The sequence below is a fragment of the Streptomyces sp. NPDC049887 genome, from assembly GCF_040656535.1.
GTDB lineage: Bacteria > Actinomycetota > Actinomycetes > Streptomycetales > Streptomycetaceae > Streptomyces.
Window position 1 is genome coordinate 79619 of the sequence record NZ_JBFAMM010000014.1, and the last position, 18416, is coordinate 98034.

Below are 18416 nucleotides of genomic sequence, written 5' to 3' on the forward strand. Positions count from 1 at the left end.
GCCGCGGCCCGCTCGGCCCTGATGGCCCTGCCCGTCGTGTTCTTCGCCCTCTTCTTCGCCCTCCCCGTGGCCTCCATCGTCGCCCGCGGACTGCGGGCGGGGGACTCCTGGCGGTTCGGCGGGATCGCCGAGGTCGTCGGCCGCCCGGACATCCTCCAGGTGCTCTGGTTCACCCTCTGGCAGGCGCTGGCCTCCACGGGGCTGACCCTGCTGATCGCGCTGCCCGGCGCCTATGTCCTCGCCCGCTGCGACTTCCCCGGCAAGCAGCTGCTGCGGGCGGTCGTCACCGTGCCGTTCGTGCTGCCCACCGTCGTGGTCGGCACCGCGTTCCTGGCACTCCTGGGCCGGGGCGGGCTGCTGGACGACCTGTGGGGCGTGCGGCTCGACACGACGGTCTGGGCGATCCTCCTCGCCCATGTGTTCTTCAACTACGCAGTGGTGGTGCGGACCGTGGGCGGCCTGTGGGCCCAGCTCGACCCGCGCCAGGAGGAGGCGGCACGGGTCCTCGGCGCAAGCCGCTTCGGGGCGTGGCGGCGGGTCACCCTGCCCGCGCTGACCCCGGCCGTGGCCGCCGCCGCGCTGATGGTGTTCCTCTTCACCTTCACCTCGTTCGGCGTCGTGCAGATCCTCGGTGGCCCGGCCTACTCCACGCTCGAGGTGGAGATCTACCGGCAGACCGCCCAGGTGCTGGACCTCACCACGGCCGCCGTGCTGACCCTGGTGCAGTTCGCCGCCGTGGGCGCGGTCCTCGCCGTGCACGCCCGGACCGTGCGGCGACGGGAGACCGCGCTGCGACTCGTCGATCCGGCGCTCGCCGCCCACCGTCCGAGGGGCGCCGGGCAATGGGCCCTGCTGGGCGGGGTGCTCGCCACGGTCGCGACGCTGATCCTGGCACCGCTCGCGGTGCTGGTCGAGCGGTCGTTCGACGGACCCGGCGGCTACGGCCTCACCTTCTACCGGGCCCTGCAGTCCGCCGAGGCGAGCGGTGGCACGTTCCTCGTCCCACCGGTCGAGGCCGTGTGGAACTCCCTCCAGTACGCGCTCGCCGCCACCGCGATCGCGCTCGTCGTCGGCGGTCTCGCGGCCGCGGCGCTCACCCTCCCCCGGACGTCGTCCGGTCGGGCCTCCAGGGCCGGTCGGCTCGTCCGCGGCTTCGACGCGCTGCTGATGCTGCCGCTCGGGGTCTCCGCCGTCACCGTCGGTTTCGGCTTCCTCATCGCCCTCGACGAGCCGCCGCTGGACCTGCGCACCTCCTGGATCCTCGTGCCGCTCGCCCAGGCACTCGTGGGAGTGCCCTTCGTCGTACGGACGATGCTGCCCGTGCTGCGGGCCGTCGACGCACGGCTGCGGGAGGCGGCGGCCGTGCTGGGCGCCTCGCCGCTGCGGGCATGGCGCGAGGTGGACCTGCCGCTGGTGCGCCGGGCGCTGCTCGTCGCAGCCGGTTTCGCGTTCGCCGTCTCGCTCGGCGAGTTCGGTGCCACCGTCTTCATCGCCCGGCCGGACAATCCGACCCTGCCGGTCGCCGTGGCCCGGCTCCTCGGCCGTCCCGGGGAGCTCAACTACGGCCAGGCGATGGCGCTCTCGACGATCCTCATGCTGGTCTGCGCGGCGGCCCTGCTGCTGCTCGACCGGCTCCGTCCCGACCGTTCCGCGGGGGAGTTCTGATGCTGGCGTTGGAGAGCGCGACCGTACGCTTCGGGCGGCGGACGGCGCTGGACGGAGTGGACCTGGAGGTCGCGGAGCACGAGATCGTGTGTGTGCTCGGACCGAGCGGCAGCGGCAAGTCGACCCTGCTGAGGGCCGTCGCCGGGCTCCAGCCCCTGGACGGCGGCCGGGTGCTGCTCGGCGGCGGCGACCAGAGCGGAGTGCCGGTGCACCGCCGCGGGGTGGGCCTGATGTTCCAGGACCACCAGCTCTTCCCGCAGCGCGACGTCGGCGGCAACGTCGCCTTCGGGCTGCGGATGCACGGTGTGCCGAAGGCCGAGCGGCGTCTGCGGGTCGAGGAGTTGCTGGAACTGGTCGGGCTCCCCGGCGCCGCGCGACGGGCCGTCGGCGAGCTCTCCGGTGGTGAGCAGCAGCGCGTCGCCCTCGCCCGGGCGCTCGCCCCCAGCCCGCGGCTGCTGATGCTCGACGAGCCACTGGGTCAGCTCGACCGCACCCTCAGGGAACGGCTCGTCGTCGAACTGCGTGCGGTGTTCCGCCGGCTGGGCACCACGGTGCTGGCCGTCACCCACGACCAGGGGGAGGCCTTCGCGCTCGCCGACCGGGTCGTGGTCATGCGCGACGGACGCGTCGCCCAGTCGGGTACGCCGCGGGACGTGTGGCAGCGGCCCGCCTCGGAATTCGTCGCCCGGTTCCTCGGCTTCGCCAACGTGGTGCCCGCGACGGTGACCGGGGGCACGGCCGAGACCCCCTGGGGCGGCGTCCCGGTTCCCACGGGCTCGCCCCAGGGCGCCTGCCGGCTGCTGGTACGGCCGTCCGCGGTACGGCTCCGGCCGCCCGGTGCGGGACTGCCGTGCGCGGTCGAGTCGCTGACCTTCCGCGGCCACCATGTCGCCGTACGCCTGCGGCCGCACGACGCACCGCCGCTGGAGGCCGAGTGCGGGCTCGGGGACGCGCCCGAGCCGGGCGCCGAGGTCGGGGTCGCGTTCGCCGCGGAGGACGTGGTCGTCCTGCGACCCGGCACCGGCGACTGATCCGGCTGTCGCCCGGGGCCTCAGCCGGCCGGACGTGCGGCGGCCGCCAGCCGGGCCAGTGCCCCGGGCGCCTCCTCCACCGAGTCGACCAGGGCGATGCGCGTCTGCATCGCGCGGCCCTCCGCCAGGGACCGCAGCAGCGGCCAGGCCGGGAGCCGTTCGGTCCAGTGGGCGCGGTCCACCAGGACCATCGGCGTCGGTTCGCCCCGCGACTCGTAGTAGTTCGGGGTCGCGTTGTCGAAGATCTCCTGCAGCGTGCCCGCGGCGCCGGGGAGGAAGACGACACCGGCCGTGCAGCGGGCGAGCAGCCCGTCCTCGCGGGTGGCGTTGGCGAAGTACTTGGCGATGTGCGCGGCGAACGGGTTGGGCGGCTCGTGCCCGTAGAACCAGGTGGGGATGCCCACCGAGTCGCCGCCCTGCGGCCAGCGCGAGCGGACCTCGAGGGCGGTGGCCGCCCAGTCGGTGACGGAGGGGGTGAACGACGGTGCCTTGGCGAGGAGTTCGAGGGCCTCGTCCAGCATGTCGTCGGGGTGCGGGGCCGCGTAGGCGCCGAGGTTCGCCGCCTCCATCGCCCCGGGGCCGCCGCCGGTGGCGACGGTCAGCCCGGCGCGGGCGAGTGCGCGGCCCAGCCGGGCAGCGCCGGCGTACTCGTCGGTGCCGCGGCTCATCGCGTGACCCCCCATCACCCCGACGACCGGCACCCCGTCGAGGAGTTCGTCCAGGGCGTCCGAGACGGCGTCGTCGTGCAGGGCTCTGAGCATCGAGGCGTAGATGTCCCGGTCGGCCTTGGTGAGCTGGAACCACTCGTACGCGAGCGCGTCGGGCGTGACCCCGTAGCCGCCGTCGGCGAGGCCGTCGAAGAGCTCGTCTGGGGTGTAGAGCAGCCCCCGGTAGGGGTCGAACGGGAGGTCCGGCAGAGGAGGGAAGACGAGGGCGCCGTCCGCGCGGACCTTGGCCGCGGCGTCCGGCTCCATGGCACAGCCGAGGAAGGCCGTGGCGGTGGTGTCGCACGAGAGGAGCGCGAGAGTGCGCCCGCTCAGGTCGACGGACTGTATTCGGTGCCCCGCGAGGCTGCCCCGCCGGGCGACGACCTGGTCGAACTCCTCGAGCGTCTCGATCTCCCGGTCGTCGTCGAACGACGAGCCGAGCCGCGGCCTCTGTCCGTTAACCATGGCCGCCACGATATGTCCCGGGTCCGGGGCCCCCGTGTCCGGGTCGGGGCCCCGACCCGGTTCAGCGCCGCAGTGGCAGGGCCGCCAGTTCCGCCACCGCCCAGGTGAGCGGAGCGAAGACGGCCAGCAGGACCACGGCCCGCAGCATGGCGGTGGCATGCAGCAGGGCGACGGAGGCGCCCAGTTGGAGCAGACCGGCCCGTGTGCCCGCCCGGGCCTGCCGTGCCTCTACGGCCGAGGTGAGCAGCGTCGCCAGGGTGCAGGCCACGACGAGCGTCGCCCCGAGGGCGGTCAGCGGCCCGAAGGGCTGCGGGCGTTCCCCGGCGAGTGCGGAGGCCGCGATGAGGGCGGACACCACGGCGCACACGACGCCGAGGGGGCGTCCGATCCGGCGTGCGTCCTCCATGAGCGCTCGCCCTGCGAGCAGCCGCATCGCCCCGGGCCGTGCGGACTGCAGTACCCGCCCGCACACGTGGACGATGCCGGGGCCTGCCATCGCGAGCCCCACCGCGGTCAGCGTCCAGCCGGCGAGCACCCCGCCGGGGGTGCCGCCGGCGCCCGCCGGGCCCCGGCCCGTGTACGCCTCGATCGCGACGCCCACGGCCGTCAGCGCGACGCCCCAGGGGAGGCCGCCGGGCGTCCCCGCGGCGTGCTCGGGTTCGTCGTCGGGGAGTTCGCCGTCCTTCCGGCGGCGCGGACGCAGGGCGAGTGCGGCCGCCCCGGCGCCGAGGAGCGGGACGAGGGCGAGCAGCAGGACCACCGCCCCCAGCGGCATCGGCTCGCCCGCGGCGAGCAGTTCCGCCGCGTCGCCGTCGAACGGCATTCCGCTCAGGTCCCCACGCAGGTGCAGGAAGAACAGCAGCGCCACCGTGCTGCCGAGAACGCAGGACACGGCGGTGGACGCGGCCGCCAGCGCGCTCATGCGCACCGGTCCGAGTCCGACGGCGGACAGGCCCTGACGGGGTCGCGTACCCGGGTCCGTGCGGGCCACCGCCACGGCGAACTGGACCGTGGCCGCCAGCGGGGCGAGACACCACGCCAGCCGCTGCAGTGCCGGATCGGAGGGATGCGGGCCGGACACCGCGTAGGCCAGGGTGCACAGGAGGAGGAAGCCCACCCCCGCCGAGGCCGTCGCCACCAGGAGGCGGCGCAGCAGGACGAGGGGGTGGGAGCCGCGGCTCAGACGGAGAGCGAGCACTCGGCCAGGCCTTCCGCCTCCGTGTCCTGCACCGGGGTGACCCGCCGGCCGTCCACCAGCGACACACCGCGGTCGGCGAGGGTCGCGACCTCCTCGTCGTGGGTCGCGAGCACAAGGGTGATGCGGTGCGACCGGGCGGCGGTGGTGAGGGTGCGCAGCACCTGGGCCCGGTCGGAGCTGTGCAGTGTGGCGGTCGGTTCGTCGGCGAACAGCACCGCGGGAGTGGTGACCAGGGCGCGGGCGAGGGCGATCCGCTGCCGCTGGGACTGCTGCAGCGCCGGGGGCCGCTTGCGGGCGCACCGCCCGATGTCGAGCCGCTCCATCCACTCCAGGGCGGCGGTCCTGGCCTTGCGGTGCGAGGAGCCGCGCAGCAGCAGTGGCAGCGCCGCGTTCTCCCAGGCGGTCAGTTCGGGCACCAGCTGGGGTTCCGGTCCGATCCAGCCGAAGCGCTCTCGCCTCAGCCGCTCGCGGTTCAGTGCTCCCATGGTGTGGACGGGTGTGCTGTTGAACCACACCTCGCCCTGCTGCGGCACGATCTGCCCCGAGAGACAGCGCAGCAGGGTCGTCTTCCCGCTGCCGCGCGGGCCGTTCACCGCGAGGATCTCTCCCTCGCGCACCCCGAGGGAGACACCGCAGAGGGCGGGCGAGCCGCCGAAGGCGTGGTTCAGGGACCGCGCCCAGAGCACATCGTTGTCCGGCGGGACCACCATGGCGTACACCTCGGTTCAGATCCGTGGGGTCCGTTCCCCCGCACGGGCGAACGACCCCGAGGCCGATCGGTCACAGCACCGTAGGGACTCGGAGCCGGGTGTACACACGGCACGCGGCCCGGACGCCTCCCTTCTCACCCGAAGGGAGGCGTCCGGGCCGCCGGCGCGGGCGGGGCCGGCTACAGCTTCGACCAGGCCTCGGTGAGGACGCCGCGCAGGATCTGCTCGATCTCGTCGAAGGTCTCCTGGGTGGAGATCAGCGGCGGGGCGAGCTGGACGACCGGGTCGCCGCGGTCGTCGGCACGGCAGTACAGGCCGGCGTCGAACAGCGCCTTGGAGAGGAAGCCGTAGAGGACCCGCTCGGTCTCCTCGTCGTTGAAGGACTCCTTGGTGTTCTTGTCCTTCACGAGCTCGATGCCGTAGAAGAAGCCGTTGCCGCGGACGTCGCCGACGATCGGCAGGTCGTGCAGCTTCTGCAGCGTCGAGAGGAACGCGCTCTCGTTGTCCAGGACGTGCTGGTTGAGCTTCTCGCGCTCGAACAGGTCGAGGTTGGCGAGGCCGACGGCCGCGGAGACCGGGTGGCCGCCGAAGGTGTAGCCGTGCAGGAAGGTGTTGTCGCCCTTGTAGAACGGCTCGGCGAGCCGGTCGGAGACGATGCAGGCGCCGATCGGGGAGTAGCCCGAGGTCATGCCCTTCGCACAGGTGATCATGTCCGGTACGTAGCCGAACTTGTCGCAGGCGAAGGTCTTGCCGAGGCGGCCGAAGGCGCAGATGACCTCGTCGGACACCAGCAGTACGTCGTACTGGTCGCAGATCTCACGGACCCGCTGGAAGTACCCGGGCGGCGGCGGGAAGCAGCCGCCGGCGTTCTGCACGGGCTCCAGGAAGACCGCGGCGACGGTGTCGGGACCCTCGAACAGGATCTGCTGCTCGATCTGGTCGGCGGCCCAGCGGCCGAAGGCCTCGGGGTCGTCGCCGTGCAGCGGCGCGCGGTAGATGTTGGTGTTCGGGACCTTGTGCGCGCCGGGCACCAGCGGCTCGAACGGGGCCTTCAGGCCCGGCAGGCCGGTGATGGACAGGGCGCCCTGCGGGGTGCCGTGGTACGCGACCGCGCGGGAGATGACCTTGTACTTGGTCGGCTTGCCGATGAGCTTGAAGTACTGCTTGGCGAGCTTCCACGCGGTCTCCACCGCCTCACCGCCGCCGGTGGTGAAGAAGACCTTGTTGAGGTCGCCGGGGGCCTCTCCGGCGAGGCGCTCGGCCAACTCGACGGCCTTCGGGTGGGCGTAGGACCACACCGGGAAGAAGGCCAGCTCCTCGGCCTGCCTGGCGGCCACCTCGGCAAGCTCCCTGCGGCCGTGGCCCGCCTGGACCACGAACAGGCCGGCCAGGCCGTCGAGGTAGCGCTTGCCCTTGTCGTCGTAGATGTAGGTGCCCTCACCACGCACGATGGTGGGCACGGGGGAGTTCTCGTACGACGACATGCGGGTGAAGTGCATCCACAGGTGGTCGTAGGCGGACTTTGAGAGGTCGCTGCGGTCCTTGCTCACGGCTATCGGGTTCCCCACATGTAGGTCTGCTTCTTGAGCTTGAGGTAGACGAAGCTCTCGGTGGAGCGCACGCCGGGGAGGGTGCGGATGCGCCGGTTGATCACTTCGAGCAGGTGGTCGTCGTCCTCGCAGACGATCTCCACCATCAGGTCGAACGAGCCCGCCGTCATGACGACGTACTCGCACTCGGACATGGCGGTCAGCGCATCTGCCACCGGGTCCAGGTCGCCCTCGACGTTGATCCCGACCATCGCCTGGCGCCGCAGGCCCACGGTGAGCGGGTCCGTCACGGCGACGATCTGCATCACGCCTTGGTCGAGCAGCTTCTGGACGCGCTGCCGGACCGCCGCCTCGGAAAGGCCCACGGCCTTGCCTATCGCGGCGTAGGGACGGCGCCCGTCCTCCTGCAGTTGCTCGATGATCGCCAGGGAGACGGCATCGATCGTGGGGGAGGTACCGCCGCCCCCGGTCCTGGAGTCTGTGCTTCGACTTGCCACGAGCACACTGTGCACCGGAGTCGTAGATTCCGCAACCGGTGGGCGATGAAATTCGTTGTTGAGCGATTGAAAAGTTACCGATTTCGAAGTTCAGTGGTGTTGGGTCTGTCGAAAGCGTCACTCGTCGGGCTAGCCTGGGCCGCGTAGTGTGGGGGTGTCTCACCCATCGGACATCTGAGGAGGGGTGGCTGTGACCACCGAACTGCGTCGTCTGCGCAATTACATCGACGGAGAGTTCCGGGACGCCGCTGACGGGCGGACCATCGAGGTGGTCAACCCGGCCACGGGCGAGGCGTACGCGACCTCCCCGCTGTCCGGCCAGGCGGACGTGGACGCCGCCATGGCCGCCGCAGCAGCGGCGTTCCCCGCCTGGCGCGACACCACCCCGGCCGAGCGCCAGAAGGCCCTGCTGAAGATCGCGGACGCCTTCGAGGAGCGGGCCGAGGAACTGGTCGCGGCCGAGTCGGAGAACACGGGCAAGCCGCTCGGGCTCACCCGCAGTGAAGAGATCCCGCCCATGGTCGACCAGATCCGCTTCTTCGCGGGCGCGGCCCGGATGCTCGAGGGCCGCTCGGCCGGCGAGTACATGGAGGGGTTGACCTCCATCGTCCGCCGCGAGCCGGTCGGCGTCTGCGCGCAGGTCGCCCCGTGGAACTACCCGATGATGATGGCTGTGTGGAAGTTCGCCCCGGCCCTCGCCGCCGGCAACACGGTGGTGCTGAAGCCGTCGGACACCACCCCGGCGTCCACGGTCCTCATCGCCGAGATCATCGGCTCCATCGTGCCGAAGGGCGTCTTCAACGTCATCTGCGGCGACCGTGACACCGGCCGGATGATGGTCGAGCACCCCGTCCCGGCAATGGCCTCCATCACCGGTTCCGTGCGGGCCGGCATGCAGGTGGCCGAGTCGGCGTCGAAGGACCTGAAGCGCGTCCACCTGGAGCTGGGCGGCAAGGCGCCGGTCGTCGTGTTCGAGGACACCGACATCGCGAAGGCCGTCGAGGACATCTCGGTCGCCGGCTTCTTCAACGCGGGCCAGGACTGCACGGCCGCGACCCGCGTGCTCGTGCACGAGTCCATCCACGACGAGTTCGTGAGCGCGCTGGCCAAGGCCGCGCAGGACACCAAGACCGGCATGCCCGACGACGAGGACGTGTTGTTCGGTCCCCTCAACAACGAGAACCAGCTGAAGCAGGTCTCCGGCTTCATCGACCGGCTCCCGGCCCATGCGAAGGTCGAGGCCGGCGGGCAGCGCGTCGGCGACAAGGGCTACTTCTACGCCCCGACCGTCGTCTCCGGCCTCAAGCAGGACGACGAGATCGTCCAGAAGGAGGTCTTCGGTCCGGTCATCACGGTCCAGTCCTTCACCGACGAGGCGCAGGCCGTCGAGTACGCGAACGGGGTGGAGTACGCCCTCGCGTCCTCTGTGTGGACCAAGGACCACGCCCGCGCGATGCGCATGTCCAAGGTGCTGGACTTCGGCTGCGTGTGGATCAACACCCACATCCCGCTGGTCGCCGAGATGCCGCACGGCGGCTTCAAGAAGTCGGGTTACGGCAAGGACCTGTCGGCGTACGGCTTCGACGACTACACGCGCATCAAGCACGTCATGACGTCCCTGGACGCGTAGCTCACCCCGCGGGGCGCGCCGCGCCCGCCGCGACACCGCACGAGGCCACCGGGGCATCGGCCCCGGTGGCCTCGTGCGCGCCACGCGCCCCGGCTCCCGGGGCAGGCCCCCGCGGTGCCCGGTCAACCCAGTGGCGTCGTGTGCAGCGTCAGCAGCAGGCGCCAGACCCGGGCCGCCATGTCCGCGGGGCCGGAGTCGACGATGCCGTGCAGCCAGTCCGCGAGGAGGCCGGTGAAAGCGGCGGCGACCGCCGAGGCGACCAGGTCGGGCGCGGCCGCGCCCACCAGTTCCCGTTCACGGCGGCTCCGCTCCCTCAACTCGCGGTGCAGGAGGTCGCCGAGCGGGCCGCCGCCGCCCTCGCGAAGGAGAGCGCGGTACACGCCGGTGTGCGGGACGACACCCCTGAAGAAGTCCGTCAGCGCGGCCGGCGGCGCCGCGGGGTCCGGCACCCCGCGCCAGGCGTGCAGCGCCTCCACCGCGTCCCGGACGATTCCCGCGCACGCGTCCACCGCCAGCGCGTCCAGGTCCGGGTAGTGCAGATAGAACGTGGCCCGGCCCAGTCCGGCCCGCCGGACCAGTCCCGCCACGCTCACCTCGGCCAACGGCCGCTGTCGGCACTCGTCCAGGAGCGCACGGCGCAGGCGGTCCCGGGTGCGCTCGGCCCGCGGGTCCCCGCCCGTCCCGGCTCCTGAAACCCCGCCCGCCCCGACTCCGGAGGGCCCGCTCATCCGGCCGCCAGTACGGTCGCCAGTGCCAGGGCACCGGGGAGCGCCTGGGCGGCGTAGATGCGCCGGTTGGCGGTGGCGCCGCCGTACAGCCCGGCGATCACGACGCACACCAGGAAGAACACCTGGAACTGATGGCCCGTCGGGGGCGCGGCGATCATGCCCCAGACCAGTCCCGCGGCCAGGAAGCCGTTGTAGAGCCCCTGGTTGGCGGCCAGGGGGGCCGTGGCCCGTGCGGTCCCAGCGTCGAAGCCCGACAGCCGCCGCCCCGGCGGTCGTTGCCACAGGAACATCTCCAGCACCAGGAAGTACAGGTGCAGGGCGGCCACGAGCGCCACGAGGACATGAGCGGTCGCTGTCACGGCACGCTCCTCCGTTCTCCACAACACTTGGACATGTGTCCAGAGATTATAGACATCTGTCTGTGATCGACAGGATGTCTTTGCCAGGGGCTCCCGCTCGACGCACCGTCCATTGCCGCCCGCTCCCCGCGCCCGGCATCCTGCCGACCGTGCCCGCCAAGCCGAAGCGTTCTCCGATGCCCGGTACATCCCTCCTGTCCCGCCGTTCCGTGCTGCGCGCCCTGGGTGCCGCGGGTGCCGGAGCCGCGGGCCTACCCCTCACCGGCTGCGGAGTGCCCCCGGCCTACGTCCCGCCCGGCGACCGCGCCGGACGGGACCTGTCCGGCCGCGACCGCATTCTCGACTTCGCCAACTGGCCGCTCTACATCGACACCGACGGGGAGGACACCTCCCGCCGCCCCACCCTCGACGCCTTCACCGAGCGCACCGGGATCTCCGTCCGCTACACCGAGGAGATCAACGACAACGACGAGTTCTTCGGCAAGATCAGCCCGGCACTGATGAACCATCAGGTGACCGGGCGGGACCTCGTCGTCGTCAGCGACTGGATGGCCGCCCGCTTCGTACGCCTCGGCTGGGTGCAGGAGATGGACCGGGACCGCCAGCCGAACGTCACCGAGCATCTGGACCCCCAGCTGCGCTCACCCGCGTTCGACGAGGGCCGGCGGCACAGCGTCCCCTGGCAGTCCGGGATCACGGGCATCGCCTACAACCGCGCCCGGCTCGGCCGCGAGATCCGGAGCACCGAGGACCTGTGGGCCGCCGACCTCCGGGGGAGGGTCACCCTCCTGTCGGGGCTGGACGAGTCCTTCGCGCTCCTCATGCAGGGCAACGGCGTGGACGTCACCCGCTGGACCTCGGACGACTTCCACACCGTGTGCGACCAGCTGGAGAAGCTCGTGCACCGCAGGCACATCCGCCGTTTCACCGGCAACGACTACATCAAGGACCTCTCCACCGGCGACGTCCTCGCCTGCCAGGCATACTCGGGTGACGTCATCCAGCTCCAGGCCGACAACCCCGACATCGAGTTCGTGGTGCCGGAGGAGGGCGCGGAACTCTGGGCGGAGTCCCTGATGATCCCCAACCTCGCCCGGCACAAGCGCAATGCCGAAGCGCTCGTCGACCACTACTACGAGCCCGAGGTCGCGGCCGAACTCGCGGCCTGGGTCAACTACGTCTGCCCGGTGCCCGCGGCCCGCGACGTCCTCGCGGACTCGGGCGACGCGGAACTCGCCGCCCTGGCCGAGGACCCGCTGGTCTTCCCCGACGACGCGATGCGCCGGAGGCTGGCGATCGCCCGGGACATCACGTCCGCGGAACGGCGGGAGTTGACGAAGCGATGGAACGGGATCGTGGGGCTGTAGGCCGCGGTCGCCCCTCTGTGAACGGGGCGGGGCCGGGCCGATCCCGGACCGGGGCTCGCCCACCCGCGCCCCCGCGCGTCCTGCGCGCCGACCGCCGCCGCCCCTCCGTCGGGGCGCTCCGCGGCCGGGCGTACGCTGCGGCCATGAGCGAGGGCAGAGCGCTGTTGCGGCGCATACGGGTATGGCTGGCGGTCTTCATCGTGTGCCTGGTGCTGAGCGGGCTGACAGCCTTTCCGCTCGTCACCGAAGTGCGCCTGCTGCACGAGGCGTTGACGTCCTGGGCGGCACCGGTCGCGGACGCGTTCCCGGGGCTGCTCGAGTGGATGGAGCGGGTGCGGGAGGGACTGGAGACCGCCGACGAAAGCCATCCCTTCCTTCTCTACGGCACCGACTGGCTGGCCTTCGCCCATCTTGTCATCGCGGTCGCCTTCTACGGTCCGTACCGGGACCCCGTGCGCAACATCTGGGTCGTCGAGTTCGGCCTGATCGCCTGCGCCGGGATCATCCCGCTGGCGCTGATCTGCGGGCCCATCCGCGGCATCCCCTTCGGCTGGACCGTCATCGACATGTCCTTCGGGGTGTTCGGGGTGGTCCCGCTGCTCGTCGTACGGCGGATGACCAAGCGGCTGGAGGCGCTCACGGAGGGCGGGCCGGCGGACCGGGCGGTGGAGCCGGCAGCGGGCTGAGCGGCCGTGCGCGGCGCCGGCCGAACGGCCCGCCCCCCGTCGTCAGCGCTTGCGCCCCACCGCGCCGAACTGCGCGACCTCGACGGTGGTCGCCCCGCCGTCGCGCCAGCGCGCGCAGGAGACGATGCCCGGTTCCAGCAGGTCCAGCCCTTCCAGGAAGCCGGCGAACTCGGCACGGGTCCGGGCCGTGATGGGCGGTGTCGCGTTCTCGTTCCAGAACGCCATCGCCTCCGCGTTGCCCTCCCCGCCGAGCTCCAGCGTCGGGTGGGTGAGCGCGAGGTGGCTGCCGGACGGAACGGCGTCCATGACGCGCCGCACGATCGAGCGGGCCTCGTCCGTGTCGAGCACGAAGTTGAGGATGCCGAGCATCATCACGGCCACCGGCTGCGACAGGTCGAGCGTCCCCTCCACGGCACGCAGGATGTCGTCGGGCCGGTGCGCGTCGGCGTCGATGTACTCGGTGCGGCCCTCGGGGGTGCTCGTGAGCAGGGCACGGGCGTGGGTGAGCACGATCGGGTCGTTGTCGACGTACACGATCCGCGCGGAGGGGGCGATGCGCTGGGCGACCTCGTGGGTGTTGTCCACGGTCGGCAGTCCGGTGCCGATGTCGAGGAACTGACGCACTCCGGCGTCTCCGGCGAGATGGGTCACGACGCGGCCGAGGAACGCCCGGTCGGCGCGCGCGACATGACCGATGCTCGGGTACATCCCGGTGACCATGTCGCCTACTTGACGATCAATCAGGTAGTTGTCCTTGCCGCCCAGCCAGTAGTTCCAGACGCGGGCGTTGTGGGCGATGTCAGTGCGGATCCGGTCCTGGCCGGTGTCCTCGGGCCCTGTCACGACGTGTGTCCTCTGCCGGTCCGGGAATCGCGCAGGACTCGGGTGAGCGCGTCCACGCGGTTCGTGGTGATCGAGTCGACTCCGCGACCCACGAGCCTGCGCATCGTCCCACGCGTGTCCGCGGTCCACACGGAAAGCAGATATCCGCTCGTGTGGACCCGGTCCGCCAGCTCCCGGCTCACCAGCCCGAAGCGGTAGTTGAGCCAGCGCGGCCGCAGCGACGCGAGCAGCACGGGACGCGGTGGGGCGAGCGTGGTCCAGGTCAGCGCGATCTCCGCGTCCGGGTCGGCGTCCCGGACCGCGAGCATGCCGACGGGACCGCCCGTGTAGTAGACGCGGTCGGCTGCGCCACTCCGGTGCACCGTGCCGATGATCGTGCGGACGGCCGCCTCGTCCGCGCCCGGCAGGTCCAGCATGAGCCGGTGCCCGCCGACCGCAGCCAGTGCCTCCTCGAGGGTCGGCAGCCCGCCTGAGGTCAGCCCGGTGAGCTGCGCGTGGGAGAGCCGGGCCAGCGGCCGGTCGTGTCCCCAGAGCCGCTCGAGGGTGCCGTCGTGGAGCAGCACGGGCACACCGTCGCGGGTCAGCCGGACGTCGACCTCGACGGCGTCCGCGCCCCGGTCGATCGCCGCCCGCAGCGAGGGCAGGGTGTTCTCCCGCGCGACGTAGGGATCGCCGCGATGTCCTACGGCCGTGACACGGCGCATGGGCCGGACCTCACTTCGCGAGCCACCGCTCGGTGTACGCGTCGATCTCGCCGGCGATCCGGGCCTTTCCCGACGGGTCGAGGAACGACGCCTCCACGGCGTTCTTCGCGAGGGCGGCGACGCCCCGCTCGTCGAGCTCGAGCAGCCGGGCGGCCACCGCGTACTCGTTGTTGAGATCGGTCCCGAACATCGGCGGGTCGTCGCTGTTGACGGTGACGAGCACGCCGGCCGACACCATCTCCTTGATCGGGTGCTCGTCGAGCGCGGCCACCGCCCTGGTGGCGATGTTGGAGGTCGGGCAGACCTCCAGCGGGATCCGGTGCTCGGCGAGGTGGGCCAGCAACTCCGGGTCCTGCGGTGCGCTGGTGCCGTGGCCGATGCGCTCGGCCCGCAGGTCGTTGAGCGCGTCCCAGACGGTCTGCGGGCCCGTGGTCTCGCCGGCGTGCGGAACCGATCGCAGCCCTGCGGCTATGGCGCGGTCGAAGTAGGGCTTGAACTGCGGACGGGGCACGCCGATCTCGGGCCCGCCGAGACCGAACGAGACCAGACCCTCGGGGCGCAGGTCGACGGCCAGCCGGGCGGTCTCCTCGGCGGCGTCGAGGCCCGCCTCGCCGGGGATGTCGAAGCACCAGCGCAGCAGGACGCCGAGCTCGGCCTCGGCCGCCTTGCGGGCGTCCTCGATCGCCTCCATGAACCCCTGCTCGGGGATGCCGCGGCGGGTCGAGCTGAACGGGGTCACGGTGAGTTCCGCGTACCGGATGTTCTGCCGGGCCATGTCCCGGGCGACCTCGAACGTCAGCAGGCGGACGTCGTCGGGGGTGCGGACCAGGTCCACGACCGACAGGTAGACCTCGATGAAGTGCGCGAAGTCGGTGAACGTGAAGTACTCGGCGAGCGCCGCGGGGTCGAGGGGGACCTGGGAGTCGGGGTGCCTGGCCGCCAGCTCGGACACGATCCGCGGTGACGCCGACCCCACGTGGTGCACGTGGAGCTCGGCCTTGGGAAGGCCCTCGATGAAGGGAAGCAGATCGGTCACCGGGTCCTCCGTGTGTGCTGTCCGTGCCGGTCAGGGATCATCGTAGGCGGGGCGGGTCGCGCGCGGAGCGGGCCCGTAGCATGACAAGTCCACGATGGGGGAGCCTCATGTCAGACCAGAGCGACCAGCGGCCGGGCGGGAACGGGCCGGAGGACCCGTGGGCTCCGCCGGAGCGCCGCTCCCCGCAGGACCAGCAGGACCAGCAGGACAAGGTGGAGCTGGGCAAGAAGGACCGGCCCGGGCCGGGCAGCGCGGCGCCGGGCGGTCCTCCGGGCGTCCACGACCACCCCACGGTCACCTCCGTGCCGACCGGCGACCCGTTCGCCCCGCCGCCCGGTCCCGGGACGGGCACCGGGAGTGACGGCACTGCGGTGCCCCCGCCGCCGATCGCCCCGGGCGGACCCGGGCAGTCGGCTCCGGGCCCGTACGGCCACCCGGCCGGAGCACCGGGCGGCACATTCGGCGGATCGTCCTACGGAGCGCACGCCGGCTACCCGGGCTATCCCGGCTACGGCGCCGGTGGGTGGGCACCGGCCCCCGCGAACGGCATGGGGATCACGGCACTGGTGCTCGGCATCATCGCCGTAGTGGGGTTCTGCCTCTACGGGCTCGGCATCGTCCTCGGCGTCCTGGCACTGATCTTCGGCTTCATCGGCCGTGCCCGTGCCCGGCGCGGCGAGGCGAACAACGGCGGGATGGCACTCGCCGGGATCATCCTCGGTGCCATCGGCATCGTGGTAGGTGCCGCCTTCCTCGGCCTCGTGATCTGGGCGGTCGCCAACGATCCGGAGTTCCTCGAGCGGTCCGGGGACGACCCCTGGGCGACGACGCTGACCGTGGCCTCGGCGACGCGCTGACCGGGCGGCCCCCCGCGCCGCCCGGTCGCGCCCGCCACCGGGCCGAGGCCGCCGCCCCCCTCACCCGGGAGCCGCGCCCATGGCGCCGGGGGCGCCTCACTCCGTCGTACGGCCCGTCCTCAGTCGCTCCCGCACCTCCATCAGCGCGAAGCCCAGCAGATTCAGCCCGCGCCAGCGCGCCGGGTCGTTCGCCCGCTCGTCGTCGGCCGCCAGGCCGATGCCCCAGACGCGGTCCATCGGGCTCGCCTCCACCAGCACCCGCTCGCCGGTGCCCAGCAGGAACGCGGACAGTTCCGGGTGCTGCGAGAACTTGTGGACGTTGCCCTCGACGACGATGCCGAGGCGCTCGCGCTCCCAGACCACGTCGCTGAAGCCGCGTACCAGCCGGCCCTCCTTCTTCGCCTGGGCCGGGCTCGCGGCCGCCACGGCCCTGCCCTCCGCCTCCGCGTCCCCGAAGAGGCGGGCCTTGCGGGCCATCATCCAGTGCTCGGCGGTCGCATACTCGATTTCGTCAACCGTGAACGGCGCCGGCCACCACTGGCTCAGACAACTGGCGCCGATGGCACCGTCGGGCCGCGGCCTGTGGCCCCAGAAGTGCAGATATTTGATCCGTCTACCGTTTCTGACCTGCTCTGTCAAAGACTCGGCCGATACGTCGGTGATCCCCATGCACGCGAGTCTGGCATCCACCACTGACACTCCGTACGGGGATTCCCGCCTTGACGCGACACATGGTCGACCGATTCCGTCGCGTAACCAAAGCGCAACTACGGAATCACTTGTTGACGAAGTTTGCCTCTGTCAGGATCGGCACTCACTTCGATCTGGAACTACGGAGAGCGTCATGGGCAACCGCTTCCAGGTGCGGGACCGTTTCAAGGACGGCGCACAGTACATCGACGGAGAGCTGCGCCCCGGCACATCGGGACGTAACCACGCAATCGTAGACCCCGCCACCGGGGAGCAGGTGCTCACCTACGACCTGGCGGGCAGCGACGACGTCGACGCGGCCGTCGCCGCGGCCCGGGCGGCGTTCCCGGGCTGGGCGGGTGCCACGCCCGGCGAGCGCTCCGACGCCCTGCACCGGTTCGCGTCCGTGCTCGCCGAGCAGGCCGAGGACCTCGCCCAGGCGGAATCGCTCCAGTGCGGCAAGCCGATCAAACTCAGCCGGGAGTTCGACGTCCCCGGCACCGTCGACAACACCGCCTTCTTCGCGGGGGCCGCGCGCCATCTCCAGGGGCAGTCCGCGGGCGAGTACAGCGGGGACCACACGTCGTACGTACGCCGGGAGCCGATCGGCGTCGTCGGCTCCATCGCGCCCTGGAACTACCCGCTCCAGATGGCCGCCTGGAAGGTCCTCCCGGCCATCGCCGCGGGCAACACCATCGTCCTCAAGCCCGCCGAGATCACCCCGCTGACCTCGCTGATGTTCGCCCAGGCCGCGACCGAGGCGGGCATCCCCGACGGCGTACTCAACATCGTCACCGGCAACGGCAGGGAAGCGGGCGAGCACCTGGTCGGCCACCCCGACGTCGCCATGACGTCGTTCACCGGCTCGACGCCCGTCGGCAAGCGGGTCGCCGAGGTCGCCACGGCCACCGTCAAGAGGCTCCACCTGGAGCTCGGCGGAAAGGCGCCGTTCGTCGTGTTCGACGACGCGGACCTCGACGCGGCCGTGCACGGGGCGGTCGCCGGCGCGCTGATCAACAGCGGTCAGGACTGCACCGCGGCCACCCGCGCCTACGTCCAGCGCCCGCTCTACGACGCGTTCGTCTCCGGCGTCGCCGATCTGATGGCGACCGTACGGCTCGGCGACCCCTTCGACCCGGCGACCGACCTCGGCCCGCTCGTCTCGCACACCCAGCGCGACCGGGTCGCCGGCTTCGTCGACCGGGCTCGCTCGTACGCCACCGTGGTCACCGGCGGCAGGGCACCCGGCGGCGACCTGGCGAAGGGCGCCTACTACCTGCCCACGCTGATCTCCGGCGCCGCCCAGGACAGCGAGATCGTGCAGTCCGAGATCTTCGGGCCCGTCCTGGTGGTCCTGCCCTTCGACTCCGACGACGAGGGCATCGCGCTCGCCAACGACACCCCCTACGGGCTCGCCGCGTCCGCCTGGAGCCGTGACGTGTACCGGACGGGCCGCGCCACCCGCGAGATCAAGGCGGGCTGCGTATGGGTCAACGACCACATCCCGATCATCAGCGAGATGCCCCACGGCGGCTACAAGGCCAGCGGGTTCGGAAAGGACATGTCGGCGTACTCCTTCGAGGAGTACACGCAGGTCAAGCATGTGATGTACGACAACACCGCGGTGGTCAGGAAGGACTGGCACCGCACGATCTTCGGGGACCGATAGCAGCCACAGCCGTACGACCGAACG

18 protein-coding genes are annotated in these 18416 nt (G+C 71.9%); 7 read left to right on the forward strand and 11 right to left on the reverse strand.

Going from position 1 to position 18416, the window contains the following annotated elements; all coding sequences use genetic code 11:
• Positions 1-21 precede the first annotated feature (21 nt).
• Both AB0J10_RS18920 and AB0J10_RS18925 read left to right on the forward strand, forming a co-directional pair.
• Positions 22-1665 carry an iron ABC transporter permease gene (locus AB0J10_RS18920; RefSeq protein WP_363063115.1) on the forward strand — a complete coding sequence of 548 codons (1644 nt, stop codon included), beginning with the start codon at positions 22-24 and terminating at the stop codon, positions 1663-1665.
• A complete protein-coding gene (locus AB0J10_RS18925; protein WP_363062923.1) occupies positions 1665-2696 on the forward strand; it encodes an ABC transporter ATP-binding protein in 1032 nt (343 codons plus the stop codon). The genes AB0J10_RS18920 and AB0J10_RS18925 overlap by 1 nt, the downstream gene beginning before the upstream one ends.
• 20 nt (positions 2697-2716) lie before the next feature.
• Here AB0J10_RS18925 and AB0J10_RS18930 read toward each other — a convergent pair whose 3' ends face one another.
• The 5 genes from AB0J10_RS18930 to AB0J10_RS18950 all read right to left on the reverse strand — a co-directional run bounded on the left by AB0J10_RS18930 (position 2717) and on the right by AB0J10_RS18950 (position 7823).
• Positions 2717-3868 carry an LOG family protein gene (locus tag AB0J10_RS18930; protein WP_363062925.1) on the reverse strand — a complete coding sequence of 384 codons (1152 nt, stop codon included), beginning with the start codon at positions 3866-3868 and terminating at the stop codon, positions 2717-2719.
• Positions 3869-3929: 61 nt separating this feature from the next.
• Positions 3930-5066, reverse strand: coding sequence for a hypothetical protein (locus tag AB0J10_RS18935; protein ID WP_363062927.1), 1137 nt, complete (start codon positions 5064-5066; stop codon positions 3930-3932).
• Positions 5048-5776 (reverse strand): ATP-binding cassette domain-containing protein, encoded by a 729-nt coding sequence (locus tag AB0J10_RS18940; RefSeq protein WP_363062929.1) that lies wholly within the window; start codon positions 5774-5776, stop codon positions 5048-5050. Before AB0J10_RS18940 ends, AB0J10_RS18935 begins: the two co-directional genes overlap by 19 nt.
• A 179-nt stretch (positions 5777-5955) precedes the next feature.
• Positions 5956-7344, reverse strand: a complete 1389-nt coding sequence (locus tag AB0J10_RS18945) for an aspartate aminotransferase family protein (RefSeq protein ID WP_363062931.1) — start codon at positions 7342-7344, stop codon at positions 5956-5958.
• Positions 7329-7823 (reverse strand): Lrp/AsnC family transcriptional regulator, encoded by a 495-nt coding sequence (locus AB0J10_RS18950; RefSeq protein WP_269728142.1) that lies wholly within the window; start codon positions 7821-7823, stop codon positions 7329-7331. Before AB0J10_RS18950 ends, AB0J10_RS18945 begins: the two co-directional genes overlap by 16 nt.
• Before the next feature lie 190 nt (positions 7824-8013).
• Between AB0J10_RS18950 and AB0J10_RS18955 the strand changes: the two genes are divergently transcribed.
• A complete protein-coding gene (locus AB0J10_RS18955) occupies positions 8014-9453 on the forward strand; it encodes a gamma-aminobutyraldehyde dehydrogenase (protein WP_363062933.1) in 1440 nt (479 codons plus the stop codon).
• Positions 9454-9575: 122 nt separating this feature from the next.
• Here AB0J10_RS18955 and AB0J10_RS18960 read toward each other — a convergent pair whose 3' ends face one another.
• The gene (locus AB0J10_RS18960; RefSeq protein WP_363062935.1) at positions 9576-10181 is read right to left on the reverse strand and encodes a TetR/AcrR family transcriptional regulator; all 606 of its coding nucleotides are present in this window, start codon (positions 10179-10181) and stop codon (positions 9576-9578) included.
• Positions 10178-10540: a DUF1304 domain-containing protein gene (locus AB0J10_RS18965; protein WP_363062937.1), complete on the reverse strand. Its 363-nt coding sequence runs from the start codon at positions 10538-10540 to the stop codon at positions 10178-10180. The genes AB0J10_RS18960 and AB0J10_RS18965 overlap by 4 nt, the downstream gene beginning before the upstream one ends.
• Positions 10541-10716: 176 nt before the next feature.
• Between AB0J10_RS18965 and AB0J10_RS18970 the strand changes: the two genes are divergently transcribed.
• Both AB0J10_RS18970 and AB0J10_RS18975 read left to right on the forward strand, forming a co-directional pair.
• Entirely contained in the window at positions 10717-11907 is a 1191-nt protein-coding gene (locus tag AB0J10_RS18970) for a spermidine/putrescine ABC transporter substrate-binding protein (protein ID WP_363062940.1), read from the forward strand.
• A 143-nt stretch (positions 11908-12050) separates the two neighbouring features.
• On the forward strand, positions 12051-12593 hold the full coding sequence (locus tag AB0J10_RS18975; protein ID WP_363062942.1) for a hypothetical protein: 543 nt from the start codon (positions 12051-12053) through the stop codon (positions 12591-12593).
• A 42-nt stretch (positions 12594-12635) separates the two neighbouring features.
• Here the strand turns inward: AB0J10_RS18975 and AB0J10_RS18980 are convergent, their stop codons facing one another.
• The 3 genes from AB0J10_RS18980 to AB0J10_RS18990 are packed head-to-tail and all read right to left on the reverse strand — an operon-like array spanning position 12636 to position 15176.
• The gene (locus tag AB0J10_RS18980) at positions 12636-13436 is read right to left on the reverse strand and encodes an SAM-dependent methyltransferase (RefSeq protein ID WP_363062944.1); all 801 of its coding nucleotides are present in this window, start codon (positions 13434-13436) and stop codon (positions 12636-12638) included.
• Positions 13433-14140, reverse strand: a complete 708-nt coding sequence (locus tag AB0J10_RS18985) for a glycerophosphodiester phosphodiesterase (RefSeq protein WP_363062945.1) — start codon at positions 14138-14140, stop codon at positions 13433-13435. The genes AB0J10_RS18980 and AB0J10_RS18985 overlap by 4 nt, the downstream gene beginning before the upstream one ends.
• Before the next feature lie 10 nt (positions 14141-14150).
• Complete coding sequence (locus tag AB0J10_RS18990; protein WP_363062947.1) at positions 14151-15176, reverse strand: adenosine deaminase; 1026 nt, start codon at positions 15174-15176, stop codon at positions 14151-14153.
• A 107-nt stretch (positions 15177-15283) separates the two neighbouring features.
• On the opposite strand from AB0J10_RS18990, the gene AB0J10_RS18995 reads away from it, so the two are divergent.
• Positions 15284-16033, forward strand: a complete 750-nt coding sequence (locus tag AB0J10_RS18995) for a DUF4190 domain-containing protein (RefSeq protein WP_363062949.1) — start codon at positions 15284-15286, stop codon at positions 16031-16033.
• Positions 16034-16129: 96 nt separating this feature from the next.
• Here AB0J10_RS18995 and AB0J10_RS19000 read toward each other — a convergent pair whose 3' ends face one another.
• On the reverse strand, positions 16130-16702 hold the full coding sequence (locus tag AB0J10_RS19000) for an NADAR family protein (protein WP_363062951.1): 573 nt from the start codon (positions 16700-16702) through the stop codon (positions 16130-16132).
• Between the two features lie 175 nt (positions 16703-16877).
• On the opposite strand from AB0J10_RS19000, the gene AB0J10_RS19005 reads away from it, so the two are divergent.
• Positions 16878-18392 carry a gamma-aminobutyraldehyde dehydrogenase gene (locus tag AB0J10_RS19005; protein ID WP_363062953.1) on the forward strand — a complete coding sequence of 505 codons (1515 nt, stop codon included), beginning with the start codon at positions 16878-16880 and terminating at the stop codon, positions 18390-18392.
• Positions 18393-18416 lie beyond the last annotated feature (24 nt).

Coding starts and splice junctions, on each gene's coding strand:
- AB0J10_RS19000 (WP_363062951.1), bottom strand. CDS start 16,702: ATGGGGATCACCGACGTATCGGCCGAGTCTTTGACAGAGCAGGTCAGA.
- AB0J10_RS18985 (WP_363062945.1), bottom strand. CDS start 14,140: ATGCGCCGTGTCACGGCCGTAGGACATCGCGGCGATCCCTACGTCGCG.
- AB0J10_RS18920 (WP_363063115.1), top strand. CDS start 22: ATGGCCCTGCCCGTCGTGTTCTTCGCCCTCTTCTTCGCCCTCCCCGTG.
- AB0J10_RS18995 (WP_363062949.1), top strand. CDS start 15,284: ATGTCAGACCAGAGCGACCAGCGGCCGGGCGGGAACGGGCCGGAGGAC.
- AB0J10_RS19005 (WP_363062953.1), top strand. CDS start 16,878: ATGGGCAACCGCTTCCAGGTGCGGGACCGTTTCAAGGACGGCGCACAG.
- AB0J10_RS18930 (WP_363062925.1), bottom strand. CDS start 3,868: ATGGTTAACGGACAGAGGCCGCGGCTCGGCTCGTCGTTCGACGACGAC.
- AB0J10_RS18925 (WP_363062923.1), top strand. CDS start 1,665: ATGCTGGCGTTGGAGAGCGCGACCGTACGCTTCGGGCGGCGGACGGCG.
- AB0J10_RS18960 (WP_363062935.1), bottom strand. CDS start 10,181: ATGAGCGGGCCCTCCGGAGTCGGGGCGGGCGGGGTTTCAGGAGCCGGG.
- AB0J10_RS18975 (WP_363062942.1), top strand. CDS start 12,051: ATGAGCGAGGGCAGAGCGCTGTTGCGGCGCATACGGGTATGGCTGGCG.
- AB0J10_RS18970 (WP_363062940.1), top strand. CDS start 10,717: ATGCCCGGTACATCCCTCCTGTCCCGCCGTTCCGTGCTGCGCGCCCTG.
- AB0J10_RS18940 (WP_363062929.1), bottom strand. CDS start 5,776: ATGGTGGTCCCGCCGGACAACGATGTGCTCTGGGCGCGGTCCCTGAAC.